Source organism: Streptomyces mesophilus, from assembly GCF_011044995.1.
Classification (GTDB): Bacteria; Actinomycetota; Actinomycetes; order Streptomycetales; family Streptomycetaceae; genus Streptomyces; species Streptomyces mesophilus.
The window spans coordinates 65,205-80,244 of sequence record NZ_JAAKZW010000009.1 but is presented as its reverse complement, the minus strand read 5'-3'; the positions used below and the strand labels follow the sequence as shown (position 1 = coordinate 80,244).

At 69.0% G+C, this 15,040-nt stretch carries 12 protein-coding genes and 1 pseudogene; 9 read left to right on the top strand and 4 right to left on the bottom strand.

Going from position 1 to position 15,040, the window contains the following annotated elements:
- The 7 genes and pseudogenes from G6045_RS05410 to G6045_RS05380 form a co-directional block, all read left to right on the top strand.
- A pseudogene (locus tag G6045_RS05410) lies at positions 1 to 255 on the top strand (SCO3242 family prenyltransferase); the annotation flags it as partial.
- Positions 252 to 1,235: a sugar phosphate isomerase/epimerase family protein gene (locus G6045_RS05405; RefSeq protein WP_165330640.1), complete on the top strand. Its 984-nt coding sequence runs from the start codon at positions 252 to 254 to the stop codon at positions 1,233 to 1,235. The pseudogene G6045_RS05410 and the gene G6045_RS05405, both read left to right, overlap by 4 nt.
- Complete coding sequence (locus G6045_RS05400; RefSeq protein ID WP_206343287.1) at positions 1,232 to 1,996, top strand: EboA domain-containing protein; 765 nt, start codon at positions 1,232 to 1,234, stop codon at positions 1,994 to 1,996. Before G6045_RS05405 ends, G6045_RS05400 begins: the two co-directional genes overlap by 4 nt.
- Positions 1,996 to 2,844: a TatD family hydrolase gene (locus G6045_RS05395; protein WP_165330639.1), complete on the top strand. Its 849-nt coding sequence runs from the start codon at positions 1,996 to 1,998 to the stop codon at positions 2,842 to 2,844. The genes G6045_RS05400 and G6045_RS05395 overlap by 1 nt, the downstream gene beginning before the upstream one ends.
- A gap of 3 nt (positions 2,845 to 2,847) precedes the next feature.
- Positions 2,848 to 4,017: a metabolite traffic protein EboE gene (gene eboE / locus G6045_RS05390; protein ID WP_165330638.1), complete on the top strand. Its 1,170-nt coding sequence runs from the start codon at positions 2,848 to 2,850 to the stop codon at positions 4,015 to 4,017.
- A complete protein-coding gene (locus G6045_RS05385; RefSeq protein ID WP_165330637.1) occupies positions 4,014 to 5,444 on the top strand; it encodes an alkaline phosphatase family protein in 1,431 nt (476 codons plus the stop codon). Before eboE ends, G6045_RS05385 begins: the two co-directional genes overlap by 4 nt.
- 29 nt (positions 5,445 to 5,473) lie before the next feature.
- On the top strand, positions 5,474 to 6,532 hold the full coding sequence (locus G6045_RS05380) for a sugar phosphate isomerase/epimerase family protein (protein WP_165330636.1): 1,059 nt from the start codon (positions 5,474 to 5,476) through the stop codon (positions 6,530 to 6,532).
- A 195-nt stretch (positions 6,533 to 6,727) separates the two neighbouring features.
- Here the strand turns inward: G6045_RS05380 and G6045_RS05375 are convergent, their stop codons facing one another.
- From G6045_RS05375 to G6045_RS05360, 4 genes are all read right to left on the bottom strand, one after another.
- Positions 6,728 to 8,119, bottom strand: a complete 1,392-nt coding sequence (locus G6045_RS05375) for an OFA family MFS transporter (RefSeq protein WP_165330635.1) — start codon at positions 8,117 to 8,119, stop codon at positions 6,728 to 6,730.
- Positions 8,120 to 8,237: 118 nt separating this feature from the next.
- On the bottom strand, positions 8,238 to 10,382 hold the full coding sequence (locus tag G6045_RS05370) for an acetate--CoA ligase family protein (protein ID WP_165330634.1): 2,145 nt from the start codon (positions 10,380 to 10,382) through the stop codon (positions 8,238 to 8,240).
- A gap of 4 nt (positions 10,383 to 10,386) precedes the next feature.
- Positions 10,387 to 11,622 carry a formyl-CoA transferase gene (gene frc / locus G6045_RS05365; protein ID WP_165330633.1) on the bottom strand — a complete coding sequence of 412 codons (1,236 nt, stop codon included), beginning with the start codon at positions 11,620 to 11,622 and terminating at the stop codon, positions 10,387 to 10,389.
- Positions 11,623 to 11,636: 14 nt separating this feature from the next.
- On the bottom strand, positions 11,637 to 12,698 hold the full coding sequence (locus G6045_RS05360; RefSeq protein WP_165330632.1) for a thiamine pyrophosphate-dependent enzyme: 1,062 nt from the start codon (positions 12,696 to 12,698) through the stop codon (positions 11,637 to 11,639).
- A gap of 188 nt (positions 12,699 to 12,886) precedes the next feature.
- Between G6045_RS05360 and sucC the strand changes: the two genes are divergently transcribed.
- Positions 12,887 to 14,017 carry an ADP-forming succinate--CoA ligase subunit beta gene (gene sucC, locus G6045_RS05355; RefSeq protein WP_165330631.1) on the top strand — a complete coding sequence of 377 codons (1,131 nt, stop codon included), beginning with the start codon at positions 12,887 to 12,889 and terminating at the stop codon, positions 14,015 to 14,017.
- Between the two features lie 29 nt (positions 14,018 to 14,046).
- Entirely contained in the window at positions 14,047 to 14,931 is an 885-nt protein-coding gene (sucD, locus tag G6045_RS05350; protein ID WP_165330630.1) for a succinate--CoA ligase subunit alpha, read from the top strand.
- Positions 14,932 to 15,040: the final 109 nt, after the last annotated feature.

Here is a 15,040-nt window from a genome sequence, read left to right as displayed (position 1 = left end):
GGCCCCACCCCCACCGACAGCCTGCGCTCCGCACTGGGCGCTCTGTACGCCCTCACCGCGGCGCAGCCCCTCTTCCATGCGCTCCTCAACCCTTCGCCCCAGCTCACCCAACGAGCCGTCGGCGGCGGGATCCGCGCGATGATCCCGCTCCAGGCCGCCCTGGCGGCCCGGTCGGGCCACCCCGGCGTCGCGGTCGTCACCGCGTCGCTGGCCCCCGTCGCCCGCCGGTTCGCACGGAAGGTGAGCGTCACATGAGCCTCCGTTTCGGCTACGGCACCAACGGGCTGACCGATCTGCGCCTCGACGACGCCCTCGGTCTGCTCGCCGACCTGGGGTACGAGGGCGTCGGTCTCACCCTCGACCACATGCATCTGGACCCGATGGCGCCCGACCTCGCGGCCCGCACCCGCCGGGTGGCCCGCCGCCTCGACCAGCTCGGCCTCACGGCGACCATCGAGACCGGCGCGCGCTATGTCCTCGACCCGCGCCGCAAACACGGCCCCTCCCTCCTCGACCCCGATCCCGACCGCCGCGCCGCCCGCGTACGCCTGTTGATCCGCGCCGTACGCGTGGCCGGCGACCTGGGCGCGCATGCCGTGCACTGCTTCAGCGGCATCAAGCCCGAGGACACCGCCGACGACACCGCGTGGAAACGGCTCGCCGAGGCGATCGCACCGGTCGTCGAAGCGGCCGAGGGTGCGGGCACACCTCTCGCGATAGAGCCCGAACCCGGGCACCTTCTCTCCTGCCTCGCCGACTTCCACCGGCTGCGCACGGACCTGGGCGCCCCGGAAGCCCTCGGGCTCACCCTGGACATCGGTCACTGCCAGTGCCTCGAACCGGCGTCGCCGGCCGACTGCATCCGCGACGCCGCGCCATGGCTGCGCCATGTGCAGATCGAGGACATGCGCCGCGGCGTCCATGAACACCTCCCCTTCGGTGAGGGCGAGATCGACTTCCCGCCCGTCCTCGAGGCGCTGGCCGCCACCGGCTACCAGGGCCTCACCGTCGTCGAACTTCCCCGCCACTCCCACGCCGGCCCCCAACTGGCCGAGGAATCCCTGGAGTTCCTGCATCTGGCCCAGGCGGCGGCGGAACGCCGCGCACAACAACGCCGCGCGGCGGGAGCCGAGCACCGCGAGCCGGTGCGGCCCGCCCCCGGACCGCTCACCCCGCGCCCGGCCGCCCAGGCGGCACCCCTCGACGCCCAGCCCGCCGAAGGAGGCAGGCCATGACAAGGACCCCCGCCCTCGGGGCCCTCCGTGCCCGCCTCGAATCCGCCCTGGACGACGATGCCAGGGCCTGGCTCGCCCAGGCCCTCGCCACAGCGGCCGCCCAGCCAGCACCGTCCGAAGCTCCCGCCCCTCAGGTGACCGCAAGCCAAGCACCCGCCCCCACGTGGGAGTTGCGCTTCGCCCAGGCCGGCCGTCGCTGCGGCCCCGAGCACGCCGACGACGCCCGGCTGCTCCTTCTGGGCGCCGCCCGCGCCGACACCGCCACCCTGACCCGCCTCTACGAGCAGGGCACCGCCGCCGAACGCCGCGCTGTCCTGCACGCCCTCACCCACCTCGTCCCCGGACCCGAGGCGCTCGGGCTCACGGAGGACGCGCTGCGCACCAACGACACCTCCCTGGTGGCCGCGGCGGTCGGCCCCTACGGCGCCGAGCACCTCGACGCCCACGCCTGGCGGCACGCCGTACTGAAGTGCCTGTTCACCGGCGTGAGCGTCGATGCCGTCGCCGCACTCGCCGACCGCGCCCGAGGCGACGGCGAACTCGCCCGCATGCTCGGCGACTACGCGCGCGAGCGCACCGCCGCAGGCCGCCCCGTCCCCGGCGATCTGCAACGCGTCCTCGCCCTCACCGAGGCGCGGACCGAGGCGCGGACCGAGGCGCGGACCGACGCGCTGACCGAGAGCCCCACCGAGCAGCCCGCCGAGGACCCCACCGAGCAGCCCGCCGAAGCCGCCTCCGCCGCGTCCCCCCAGGAGTCCTGATGCGCCTCTTCGACCCCCACATCCATATGACCTCCCGCACCACCGACGACTACGAGGCCATGTACGCGGCCGGTGTCCGAGCCGTCGTCGAGCCGGCCTTCTGGCTGGGCCAGCCCCGTACCTCTCCGTCCTCCTTCTACGACTACTTCGACTCGCTCCTCGGCTGGGAGCCCTTCCGCGCGGCGCAGTACGGGATCGCCCACCACTGCACGATCGCCCTCAACCCCAAGGAGGCGAACGACCCCCGCTGCACCCCGGTCCTCGACCAGCTGCCGCGCTATCTGGTCAAGGACAACGTCGTCGCCGTCGGCGAGATCGGCTACGACTCGATGACCCCGGCCGAGGACACCGCCCTGTCCGCCCAGCTCCAGATGGCCGCGGACGCCGAACTCCCCGCGCTCGTGCACACCCCGCACCGCGACAAGCTCGCCGGCCTGCACCGCACCATCGACGTCGTCCGCGAGTCGGCGCTGCCGCTCGACCGTGTGCTGCTCGACCACCTCAACGAGACCACGGTCAAGGACGCCAAGGACGCGGGCTGCTGGCTCGGGTTCTCCGTCTATCCCGACACCAAGATGGACGAGGACCGGATGGTCGCGATCCTGCGGAGCTACGGACCGGAGAAGGTGCTGGTCAATTCCGCCGCGGACTGGGGCAGGAGCGACCCGCTCAAGACCCGCAAGGTCGCCGACGCCATGCTGAAAGCCGGGTTCGACGACGACATGGTCGACCTGGTGATGTGGCGCAACCCGGTCGCCTTCTACGAACTGAGCGGCCGCCTCCACCTCGAGGTCGAGGGCACGGACGCCACGCACGAGGGGAACTCCATCCTGCGCGGCGGTGAGTGAGCCATGCGCTTCCGCCACCCCGACGGCTCCACCGTCCACCTCGCGTACTGCACCAATGTCCACCCCGCCGAGACCCTCGACGGCGTGCTCGCCCAGCTCCGCGACCACTGCGAACCGGTCCGCAAACGGCTCGGCAGGGACCGGCTCGGCATCGGTCTGTGGCTCGCGCGCGACGCGGCCCGCGCCCTGATCGCCGACCCCGCCGCCCTGCGCGGGCTGCGCGCCGAACTCGACCGGCGCGGCCTCGAAGTGGTCACCCTCAACGGCTTCCCGTACGAGGGCTTCGGCGCCGAAGAGGTCAAGTACCGCGTGTACAAGCCGGACTGGGCCGACCCCGAACGCCTCGGCCACACCACCGACCTGGCCCGGCTGCTCACCTCCCTGCTCCCCGACGACGCCACCGAAGGCAGCATCTCGACGCTGCCGCTCGCCTGGCGCACCGCCTACGACGCCACCCGCGCCGTCACCGCACGCGACGCCCTCACCACTCTCGCCCAGCGTCTCGACGCGCTCGAGGAACTCACCGGCCGCTCCATCCGTATCGGCCTGGAGCCCGAGCCCGGCTGCACCGTCGAGACCACCGCCGACGCGATCGCCCCGCTGGCCGACGTCGGTCATGACCGCATCGGTATCTGCGTCGACACCTGCCATCTCGCCACCTCCTTCGAAGATCCGGGGACCGCACTCGATGCCCTGGCCGTCGCGGGCATTCCCATCCACAAGGTCCAGCTCTCGGCCGCACTCCACGCCGAACAGCCCCAACTGCCCGAGGTCCGCACCGCATTGGCGGCCTTCGACGAGCCCCGCTTCCTGCACCAGACCCGCACCCGCAGCGCGGGCCGGCTGCATGGCACGGACGACCTGGGCGAGGCCCTCGCCGGCAACGCCCTGCCCGAGACCGCACCCTGGCGCTCCCACTTCCACGTCCCGCTGCACGCGGCTCCGGCGCCGCCCCTCACCTCCACCCTCGATGTCCTCAAGGACGTCCTGACCCGCCTTGTGGGCGGTCCGGCCCCGCTCACCCGCCACCTCGAGGTCGAGACGTACACCTGGCAGGCCCTGCCCGACGCGCTGCGTCCGCGAGGGCGCACCCAGCTCGCCGACGGCATCGCCGCCGAACTCACCCTCGCCCGTGACCTCCTCGTCGACCTGGGCCTCAAGGAGCTGCCGTGACCGTCGCCCCGACCCCTGACACCGCGAAGCCCGACGGCGGCCCCACCCCGCTCCTGGTTCTGGACGTCGTCGGCCTCACCCCCCGTCTGCTCGCGCACATGCCGAACCTCAAGTCCCTTGCCGCGGACGGCTCCCAGGCCACCCTCGGCACCGTGCTGCCGGCCGTCACCTGCGCCGCCCAGTCCACCTTCCTGACCGGCACGATGCCCGCCGAACACGGCATCGTCGGCAACGGCTGGTACTTCCGCGAACTCGGCGACGTCCTGCTGTGGCGCCAGCACAACCGCCTGGTCTCCGGCGACAAACTCTGGGACGCCGCCCGCCGGGCCCACCCCGGCTACACGGTCGCCAATATCTGCTGGTGGTACGCCATGGGCGCGGACACCGACATCATCGTCACCCCCCGTCCTGTCTATTACGCCGACGGCCGCAAGGAGCCCGACTGCTACACGCGGCCACCGGCGCTGCACGACGAACTCACCGAGAAATTCGGCACGTTCCCCCTCTTCACCTTCTGGGGCCCCGGCGCGAATCTCACCTCCTCGCAGTGGATCATCGACGCGACCCGCCACATCATGCGCACCCGCCGCCCCGATCTGACGCTCTGCTACCTCCCCCATCTCGACTACGACCTGCAGCGCTTCGGCCCCGACGACCCCCGCTCACTCCAGGCGGCCAGGGACATCGACAGGGCCCTCGGCCCGCTCCTGGCCGACGCCAGGGCGGAGGGCCGCACTGTGGTCGCCCTGTCCGAGTACGGCATCACCAAGGTCAGCCGGCACGTGGACATCAACCGCGCCCTGCGCAAGGCAGGACTGCTCGAGGTGCACACCCAGGACGGCATGGAGTACCTCGACACCATGGCCTCGCGCGCCTTCGCCGTGGCCGACCACCAGCTCGCGCATGTCTATGTGCGCAGCCCGCAGGACATGGACGCGACGAAGCAGGCCCTGGCCGGCCTCGAAGGAATCGACGAACTCCTCGACGACGAGGGCAAGAAGAGCTACGGCCTCGACCATCTGCGCTCCGGCGAGCTCATCGCCATAGCGGAGCCGGACGCCTGGTTCACGTACTACTACTGGCTCGATGACGAGCGCGCGCCCGACTTCGCGCAGCTCGTCGAGATTCACCGCAAACCCGGCTATGACCCGGTCGAACTCTTCATGGACCCCCTCGACCCGTATGTGAAGGTCAAGGCGGCCAAGGCCCTGGCACGCAAGAAACTCGGCATGCGCTACCGCATGGCCGTGGTGCCCCTGGACCCGTCACCTATTCGCGGCAGCCACGGCAGGCTCCCCGACGATCCGCAAGACGGTCCGCTCATCCTGTGCTCCACCCCCCGCGCTGTCGATGGCCCCCTGAAGGCCACCGATGTGAAGTCGCTGTTGCTCACCCTCGCTGGACTCAACTCAACCAGACACCACTGACAACGCCCTGAAATCAAAGGAGTTCCCGCATGGCCCGCACACCTCGTACTCCTCAGGACCCGGAGCTCGCCCAGCGTCTCAGCAGACGCAACGTCCTTGGTGTGGCCGCCGGAGTCTCGGCGGCCGCACTGATCGGAGCCGCTGCCACACCCTCCGCGGCGGCGGAGGCCGAAACGGCGTCGGGCGGCCACGGCCGCGGCCGTCCCGTCCTGCCCGAAGGCCGGCTCGGCATCCAGCTCTACAGCCTGCGCGACAAGGTCTCCACGCTCGGCTTCGCCGCGGTGTTCGCGGAGCTCCAGAAGTACGGCTACGACGAGGTCGAGTACGCCGGCTACACCCAGGGCTCGGCGGGCGCGATCACGCTGGCCCAGCTCAAGCAGGTCACGCGCGACCACGGCCTGAACGCGATCGGCAGCCACGTCGGTTACTACTCCAACGACCCGAACGCCTACACCTTCGCGACGAACCTCACCAAGGTCCTGGACGACGCCGAGGCCCTCGGCCTCAAGCACATCGGCACGGCCTCGGGCCCGTTCCGCTACGGCGACACGGTCGACGCGTGGAAGCGCGCCGCCGAGGAGTTCAACACGTACGGGGCCGCGGCGAGGAAGCGCGGCATGAAGTTCTACCAGCACAACCATTCGGAAGAGTTCATGTTCGCCTCGGACAAGCCGAACGTGCGCCTCTACGACGTCCTCCTCGCCGAAACCGACCCGGACCTCGTCTTCCTGGAGATGGACATCTTCTGGGCGTACGCGGGCCAGTTCCGCTTCTCGAAGCAGGTCGACGGGACCCCGCGCCCCTTCGACCCGCTGCGCTACGTCCTCAAGCAGCCGCACCGCTACCCGCTGTTCCACGTCAAGGACGGCACCAAGGACCCGACGTCCACGTACGGCTACCGCATGACGGACGTCGGCGACGGTGACATCGACTACAAGAAGTTCCTCTCGGAGGTGACCCGCAGGTCCCACAACGGCCGCCGCTACCACCACTGGCAGGCCGAGCACGACAACCCGGTGGAGTCCTTCGCGTTCGCCCGCAAGTCCAGCGAACATTTGCACTCGCTGCGGGAGCGTTGCGGCGACTGACAGCGCCCACTCTGAGAAGCCCCTGGCCGTCCGGCCAGGGGCTTCGCGCGTGCAGGCGCCGGGGTGATGTGAGCTGCCCCGCACGGCACTTGAGATAGTAGACAGTATGCAATCTCAATGGGAGACTTGAGGGGACGGCGGAGGCCCGCCCCTCGGGGAGCGGGCGGGCCTCGACGTACCGAGAAGGAAGGGGTTCTACATCGCCTCCCGGCTGATCGGATTCGGGTTGGGCTCGATCTTCTTGCCGTTCTTGTCGCGGCCCGGCTGCGTCAGGACCATCGAGACGAAGCCGGCGAACACCGCGATGCTGCCGGCGAGGATGAACGCTCCGTTGGCGCCCCAGGCGCCGTAGACCAAGGCACCGAGGCCGGATCCGGCGAGGCCGGAGACCAGCTTGGAGCTGTAGACCATGCCGTAGTTGGATGCGTTGTTGTTCTCGCCGAAGTAGTCCGCGGTCATTGCCGCCATCATCGGGAATACCGCTCCGCCGCCGAAGCCCGAGATGCTGGAGAACAGCAGGAACAGCGGCAGGTTTCCGGCGTTGGCGGAGGCGAGCAGCGCGTACTGCGAAATGCCGAGGATGAAGAAGACGGTGACCAGGCACTGCTTGCGGCCGTACAGGTCCGACAGCCAACCGATCACACCGCGTCCGGTGCCGTTCACGACGGCCTTCAGGGCCATTGCCGTGGCCACGATGCCACCGGCGAAGCCGGCCCCGTCGCCGAGCTTGACCTGGAAGGCGATGCCGAAGATGTTCACGCTGGAGGAGCACAGCAGGCAGAACCACATGATCGCCACCCGCCCGGTTTTCCAGGCCTCCTTCGGTGTGTACTGCCGAACCGACGGCGGGTTCTTCTTCAGGGACCGGCGAGCCCGCGGGTCGTCCGGCGGGTTGAGCGGGTCGACGTTGTGAGGCCACCAGTTCTTCGGCGGGTCCTTGAAGAAGTAGCCGGCGACGATCACCACCGCTGTGAGGAACAGCCCTACCAGGATGAGAATCCAGCGGAAGTTGGTGGTGTCCATCTGGTTCTTGAAGATGAAGACGAAAGGCACCGAGCCGTAGGCGAAGCCGCCGTTGACGAAGCCGGTCTTGCCGCCTTTGCGCTCCGGATACCACTTGCCGACCATGTTCACGCAGGTCGCGTAGACGAAGCCGGCGCCCATGCCGCTGAACATGCCGAAGCCGAGATAGGCGACGATGACATGCGGGGTATAGGCGAGCGAGAGATATCCGAGCAGCGTGCCCAGCGCGCCCAGCATCATCGCCGTCCGGGCCGGCAGTTTGCCGGACTCACGGAGTTTGCCGGCAGGGAAGGCCACTGCCGCCTGGAAGAAGACCCACACGCCGAGCAGCCAGAAGACGTGCAGATGATTCCAGCTGTGCGCGGCGGCCAAGGTCTCCTCGGCGGACGCGAACGCGTACTCCGCCGAGGAGATGGCCATCATGGCCACCCACGGAAGGATGACCATCCACTTACGCTTACGTCCCAAGATGTCGACGTCGGTCTCACCGACCCGATACACCCGGCCGTTCTTGTCAGTCAGTTCCCTGTACGGAACCGACGTAGGCAGATCAGTTGTAGTCATTGAGCTTCAGCACCCCTAGCGTCGAAGAAGCCTGGCCAGCGCCCCCTGTCCAACTTCCTTCCGGTGCCGGGGCCTGCGGCGAGCGGTCACCGCAGGCCCCGTGGTGAGCTCGGTCAGCTCATCGACCGCCCCCCAACAACCCCGCCGCGCGCGCCCAGCGATACTTCGCGCCGAGCACGGCGACCGGCTTCTCCGTGGTGTAGGGGTAGGCGACCACGCCGTGCTCGAAGAGGTACTGGCAGGCCTCTTCGACCTCGACATCGCCCGCGAGCGACGCGACGACCGGCTTCTCGATGCCGCGTTCCTTGAACTCGGCCACCACCTTCGCGGTGAGCTCGGCGAAGACCATCGGGGGAGTGACGATCGTGTGCCAGTAACCGAGCACCAGGGAGTGGATCCGCGGGTCCTCGAGTCCGAGACGGATGGTCGCCTCGTACGTCGAAGGGGGTTCGCCGCCGGTGATGTCCACGGGGTTGCCCGCGGCACCGAACGGCGGGATGAACTTCCGGAAGGCCGCGTCCAGATCCTCCGGAATCTCCATCAGTTCGAGGCCGTTGTCCGTCACCGCGTCGGACAGCAGCACACCGCTGCCGCCCGCGCCGGTGATGATCACGACGTTGTCGCCCTGGGGAGTGGGCATGATCGGCAGCGCACGCGCGTACTCGAGCATGTCGTTGAGACCCGGCGCCCTGATCACGCCGGCCTGCTTGAGGATGTCCTCGTACACGGCGTCGTCGCCGGCCAGGGCCCCGGTGTGCGATCCCGCCGCCTTGGCGCCGGCCGCCGTGCGGCCCGCCTTGAGGACCACGACCGGCTTCTTCGGCACGGTCGCCCGCGCGGCCTCCACGAAGGCCCGGCCGTCCTTGAGGTCCTCCAAGTGCATCGCGATGCAGTCGGTGTTGGGGTCCTCGCCGAACCAGGTGAGCAGATCGTCCTCGTCGAGGTCCGACTTGTTGCCGAGGCCGACGATCGCCGACACACCCGTCTTGGTCGACCGTGCGAAGCCCAGGATCGCCATCCCGATCCCGCCGGACTGACTGGTCAGGGCGACGCCGCCCTTCACGTCGTACGGCGTGCAGAACGTGGCGCACAGGTCGTGCCACGTCGAGTAGTAGCCGTAGATGTTGGGCCCGAGCAGCCGTACGCCGTGGCGCTCGGCGATCTCCACGATCTCGTCCTGGAGGGCGTGTTCCCCGGTCTCGGCGAACCCGGAGGGGATGAGCACGGCGTTCGGTATGCCCTTGCGTCCCACCTCCTCGAGCGCCGAAGCCACGAACTTGGCGGGGATCGCGAAGACCGCCACATCCACCTCACCCGGAACGTCCGTGACACTCTTGTACGCCTTGCGGCCCAAGATGTCATCGGCCTTGGGGTTCACCGGATGGATCTCTCCGCCGAAGCCGCCGTCGATCAGATTGCGCATGACCGAATTGCCGATCTTGCCCTGCTCGTTGGAGGCACCGATCACCGCGACGGAGTTCGGCTGCATCAGCCGCTTCATCGAGCGCAGGATCTCCTCGCGGCCGTACTTGCGGCGCTCCTTGGGCAGTTCATCCGTGAGGATCACGCGGATGTCCGCGGCCATCGCGCCCTCGGGCGTGGCGATCACCGGGTTGAGGTCGACCTCCACGATCTCCGGGAAGTCCGTGACCAGTTCGGACACGCGGCGGATCTGCTCGGCCACCGCCCAGCGGTCCACCGGCGGCGCACCGCGCACACCGCGCAGGATCTCGGCCGCCTTGATGGAGTCGAGCATCGACTGCGCCTCGTCCGGGCTGACGGGAGCGAGCCGGAAGGTGATGTCCTTGAGGACCTCGACGAGCACACCGCCGAGTCCGAAGGCCACGACCTTGCCGAAGGTCGGATCGGTGACGGCACCGACGATGACCTCCTGTCCCGGCGGCAGCATCTGCTGCACCTGGATGCCGTCGATCTTCGCCTCGGAGTTGTACGCCTTGGCGTTCTCAATGATCTTGTAGAAGGCGGCCTTCACATCCGTGGCGCCTTCGACTCCGACGATCACGCCCCCCGCGTCGGTCTTGTGCAGGATGTCGGGGGAGACGATCTTCAGGACCACCGGTCCGTCGAAGCGCGCCGCCGCGGCGACCGCCTCGTCGACATCGCGGGCCAGCTCCTCGCCGGGTACAGCGATGCCGTACGCGTCGGCGATCACCTTGCCCTCCGGCGCGGTGAGAGTGCTGCGCCCCTCGGCGCGTACGGCGTCGAGCAGGGCCCGCACCGTCAGCGCACGGTCTTCGGCCATCACTTCAGATCACTCCAGTCGACTTGAGCAGACGGATTTCCTCGTCGCCGAGCCCGAGCTCGCCGACGTAGACCTCTTCGTTGTGCTCACCGAGCAGCGGTGAACTGACCACGTCCACCGGGGAGTCGGAGAGCTTGAGGGGGGAGCCGACCGTGGTGAACTCGCCGCGCTCGGGGTGCGGAACCTTGACGACCATCTCGTTGGCGACCAGCGAGTCGTCCTCGATGATCTCCTTGGTGGAGAGGATCGGTCCGCACGGGATGTTGTGCGCGTTGAGCTTCTCGAGCACCTCCCACTTGGGCAGGGTCGAACTCCACTCCTCGATGAGCTGGAACATCTTGTTGAGCTTCGGAAGACGTGCCTCGGGCGTCGCCCAGTCCGGGTCCTCGGACAGCTCGGGCCGTCCGATCAGCTCGGAGATCGGCTTCCAGCCGACGGGCTGCACGATCACGTACACCCAGTCGTTCGGGCCGCCCGGCGCGCACTTGACCGCCCAGCCCGGCTGACCGCCGCCGGAGGCGTTGCCCGAACGGGGAACCTCGTCGCCGAAGTCCTCGTTGGGATATTCGGCGAGCGGGCCATGGGCCAGGCGCTGCTGATCGCGCAACTTCACCCGGCAGAGGTTGAGCACGGCGTGCTGCATGGCCACGTTGACCCGCTGCCCCCGGCCGGTGCTCTCCCGCTGGAAGAGCGCCGCCAGAATGCCGGCGACGGCGTGGATGCCCGTGCCCGAGTCGCCGATCTGCGCCCCCGTCGCGAGCGGGGGACCGTCCTCGAAGCCGGTGGTCGACATCGAGCCGCCCATCGCCTGCGCCACGACCTCGTACGCCTTGAAGTTGGTGTACGGGCCGTCGCCGAACCCCTTGATGGAGGCGTAGACGATCCGAGGGTTGATCTCCTGGATCTTCTCCCAGGTGAAGCCCATACGGTCCACGGCGCCCGGGCCGAAGTTCTCGACCATCACATCCGAGCGGCGGATCAGCTCGGTGAGGATCTCCTTGCCGCGCTCCGTCTTGGTGTTGAGGGTGATGCTCCGCTTGTTGCAGTTGAGCATCGTGAAGTAGAGGGAGTCGACATCGGGCAGGTCACGTAGCTGCTTGCGGGTGATATCTCCGGTCGGTGCCTCCAACTTGACCACGTCCGCGCCGAGCCAGGCGAGCAGCTGTGTCGCCGATGGTCCGGACTGGACATGTGTCATGTCGAGGACGCGGACGCCGTCCAGTGCCTTCGTCTGTGTCATGGCACAGCGCTCCTCTACTTGTTCCTGGATGGGTCGGTCTGGTGGTGCGGCTGGTTCACGGATCCGGGGAGGTACGCGTCCGGGTCGATCCGTACGGCGACGAGCGCCGGTCCGTCCGATGCGCGGGCGCGCTGCAGGGCGGGGCGGATCTCGGCGGGATCCCGGACGTCCTCGCCGTAACCGCCGTGCAGCCGGGCCTTGTCGAGGCAGGGGGAGGCGTCGCCGGTGTGCGCGACGATCCCGATGAAGCGGAGATGAGGGCGGACCAGGGCCTCGAAGTCCCAGTCCGCCGAGGTGGACGGATCGCCGTCATAGAGGACGACGCTCTCCTTGTCCGCGTCCGCTTGCCGTACGGCGAGCGCGAACGGGATGCCGGCGCCGGCGGTGCCGAGCGGACCCGGGTCCATCCAGTGCCCGGGAGTCCTGGGCTGTACGAGCCGGCCGGCAAGGTCGGCCGACCAGGGATCGTCGGCGATGAACACCGAGTCCTCGGTGAGGAATTGATCGATCTCGGCAAGCAGCCGGAAGGGGTGGATGGGGGAGGCCCCCGAGGTCAGATGCCGCTGCCACAGGGCTTCGGCGGTCTGTTCGGCGCTCCGCAGTTCGTCCAACCACTCCTTGCGCCGTACCGCCGCGCGGTCGGCACGCTCCTGGAAGGAGAGGCCGGCGGCGGCGCGTGCCACCGCACGCAGTCCATGCCCCGCGTCGATCTGCACGAGCGTCGAGTGCGGGGAGAGCCTGCTGCCGTACGCGGCACGGAAGTTGGCTACGGAAGAGGGAGCCCCCACCACGAGGATCACGTCGGATCCGGCGAACGCATACGCCCGCGAGTGCAGGAAGTGCTGCGCATCGCCGGGCGGCAGCGTGCCGCGCGCAGCACCATCCGCGTAGGCCGGCATGCCCAAGGTACGGATGAGCTCGACCGCTGCGTCCGTGGCGCGGTCGGTCCACACCCGGCCGCCGAGAACGACCACCGGCTGCTCGGCGTGAGCGAGCAGCTGCGCGAGGCCCTCGACCTCAGGGAACGCGTCGGCCGCCGGCCGTACGAGATGCGCGGTGATCGGACCGTCGGGCATGGCGAAGTCCCTTCTCTCCCTGAGGAGTTGGAGCGCACCCGGGCCACCCGAAAAGCGGCCGTGAGCAGCGCATCAGTGCTGTCGCGGTAGATTGCATACAGTCGACGAATACTGTATGAAGCTTGTTATCCCGCATCCGGTGGGTGGTGTCCAGGGGGCGTGCGGCACTTTCGAGTCAGGAGCCGAAATTGGACCTGTACGAGCACCAAGCCAGGGAACTCTTCGCGGACTACGGCGTGTTGGTGCCGAACGCGGAAGTAGCAGTCACCGCCAAGGAGGCCCGCGCGAGCGCGGAACGCCTCGGCGGCAAGGTCGTCGTCAAGGCACAGGTGAAGACCGGCGGGCGGGGCAAGGCGGGCGGCGTCAAGCCGGCCGCCGATGCCGCATCGGCCGAGATCACGGCACGTCAGATCCTCGGTATGGACATCAAGGGCCACACCGTCCACAAGGTGATGCTGGCCCAACCGGTCGACATAGAGAGCGAGTTCTACGTCAGTTACGTGCTCGACCGCGCGGCCGGCCGGTTCCTCGCGATCGCCTCCGCCGAGGGCGGCATGGACATCGAGGAGGTCGCCGCGACCCGGCCCGACGCGGTGGCCCGTATCCATATCGACCCCACCGAAGGCGTCACCGCCGAGAAGGCCGCGGAGATCGCCGCCGCGGCACAACTCCCGCCGGAGAGCGCCGAGATCCTGGTCCGGCTGTGGACGGTCCTCACCAAGGAGGACGCCGTCCTCGTCGAGGTCAACCCGCTCGTCCGCACCAAGGACGGCCGGCTCATGGCCATCGACGGCAAGGTCACCCTCGACGACAACGCCGGCTTCCGCCAAGCGCGTTGGGGCGACTCGGCCTCCGTACACGACGACCCCCTCGAGGCCAAGGCCGCCGAGAAGGGCCTCAACTACGTCAAGCTCGAAGGCCAGGTCGGCGTCATCGGCAACGGCGCGGGCCTGGTCATGTCCACCCTCGACGTCGTGGCCGGCTGCGGCGCAAAGCCCGCCAACTTCCTCGACATCGGCGGCGGCGCCTCCGCCCAGGTCATGGCCGACGGCCTTTCCGTCATCCTCTCCGACCCGGACGTGAAATCCGTCTTCGTCAACGTCTTCGGCGGCATCACCGCCTGCGACGCCGTGGCCGACGGCATCGTCCAGGCGCTCGGCGAGGTCAACCTCACCAAGCCCCTGGTCGTACGGCTCGACGGCAACAACGCCGCACAGGGCCGCGCCATCCTCGACGCCCACGCCCACCCGCTCGTCGAGCAGCAGCCCACGATGGACGGCGCCGCCCAGCGGGCCGCCGACCTCGCCGTCGCCAAGTAGCCGTCACCCACAGGACACAGGAGCAGACCATGGCCGTCTTTCTGACCAAGGAGAGCAAGGTCCTCGTCCAGGGCATGACCGGCGCCGAGGGCATGAAGCACACCCGCCGCATGATCGCGGCCGGCACGAACGTCGTCGGCGGCGTCAACCCCCGCAAGGCCGGGCAGACCATCGACTTCGACGACCGCGCCGTGCCCGTGTTCGGCGGGGTGCGCGAGGCGATGGACGCGACCGGCGCGGACGTCACGATCGTCTTCGTGCCGCCCACGTTCAGCAAGGCGGCCGTCATCGAGGCCGCCGACGCCGGGATCGACCTCGCCGTCGTGATCACCGAGGGCATCCCCGTACACGACTCGGTCGCCTTCGTCGCGTACGCGAAAGAGCGCGGCACCCGCATCATCGGCCCCAACTGCCCTGGCCTGATCACCCCCGGCCAGTCCAACGCGGGCATCATCCCGTCCGACATCACCAAGCCCGGCCGGATCGGCCTGGTCTCCAAGTCCGGCACGCTCACGTATCAACTCATGTACGAGCTGCGGGACATCGGCTTCTCCACCTGTGTGGGCATCGGCGGCGACCCCGTCATCGGCACCACGCACATCGACTGCCTGGAAGCCTTCCAGGCCGACCCCGACACCGAACTCATCGTGCTCATCGGCGAGATCGGCGGCGACGCGGAGGAACGAGCCGCCGCGTACATCCGCGAGCACGTCACCAAGCCCGTCGTCGGATACGTCGCCGGCTTCACCGCACCTGAAGGCAAGACCATGGGCCACGCCGGCGCCATCGTCTCCGGCTCGTCGGGAACGGCGAAGGCCAAGCAGGAAGCGCTCGAAGCCGTAGGAGTACGGGTGGGATCCACCCCGTCCGAGACGGCGCGCCTGGTCCTGGAAGCCCTCGACACCGAACGCTGATCCGGGGCCACTTGGGTGCGTCCCAAGTGGCCTCGACCACAGCCGAGTTGCCGCACTACGCCCTACCGTCTGGTAGCGAGCGCCATAACCCCGCCCCGACTGTGCACCG

What these genes read in the sequence shown, in the direction of transcription:
- G6045_RS05375 (WP_165330635.1), bottom strand. Translation starts at nt 8,119, where the DNA reads ATGACTACAACTGATCTGCCTACGTCGGTTCCGTACAGGGAACTGACT.
- G6045_RS05395 (WP_165330639.1), top strand. Translation starts at nt 1,996, where the DNA reads ATGCGCCTCTTCGACCCCCACATCCATATGACCTCCCGCACCACCGAC.
- G6045_RS05370 (WP_165330634.1), bottom strand. Translation starts at nt 10,382, where the DNA reads ATGGCCGAAGACCGTGCGCTGACGGTGCGGGCCCTGCTCGACGCCGTA.
- G6045_RS05405 (WP_165330640.1), top strand. Translation starts at nt 252, where the DNA reads ATGAGCCTCCGTTTCGGCTACGGCACCAACGGGCTGACCGATCTGCGC.
- G6045_RS05400 (WP_206343287.1), top strand. Translation starts at nt 1,232, where the DNA reads ATGACAAGGACCCCCGCCCTCGGGGCCCTCCGTGCCCGCCTCGAATCC.
- G6045_RS05360 (WP_165330632.1), bottom strand. Translation starts at nt 12,698, where the DNA reads ATGCCCGACGGTCCGATCACCGCGCATCTCGTACGGCCGGCGGCCGAC.
- frc (WP_165330633.1), bottom strand. Translation starts at nt 11,622, where the DNA reads ATGACACAGACGAAGGCACTGGACGGCGTCCGCGTCCTCGACATGACA.
- eboE (WP_165330638.1), top strand. Translation starts at nt 2,848, where the DNA reads ATGCGCTTCCGCCACCCCGACGGCTCCACCGTCCACCTCGCGTACTGC.
- G6045_RS05380 (WP_165330636.1), top strand. Translation starts at nt 5,474, where the DNA reads ATGGCCCGCACACCTCGTACTCCTCAGGACCCGGAGCTCGCCCAGCGT.
- sucD (WP_165330630.1), top strand. Translation starts at nt 14,047, where the DNA reads ATGGCCGTCTTTCTGACCAAGGAGAGCAAGGTCCTCGTCCAGGGCATG.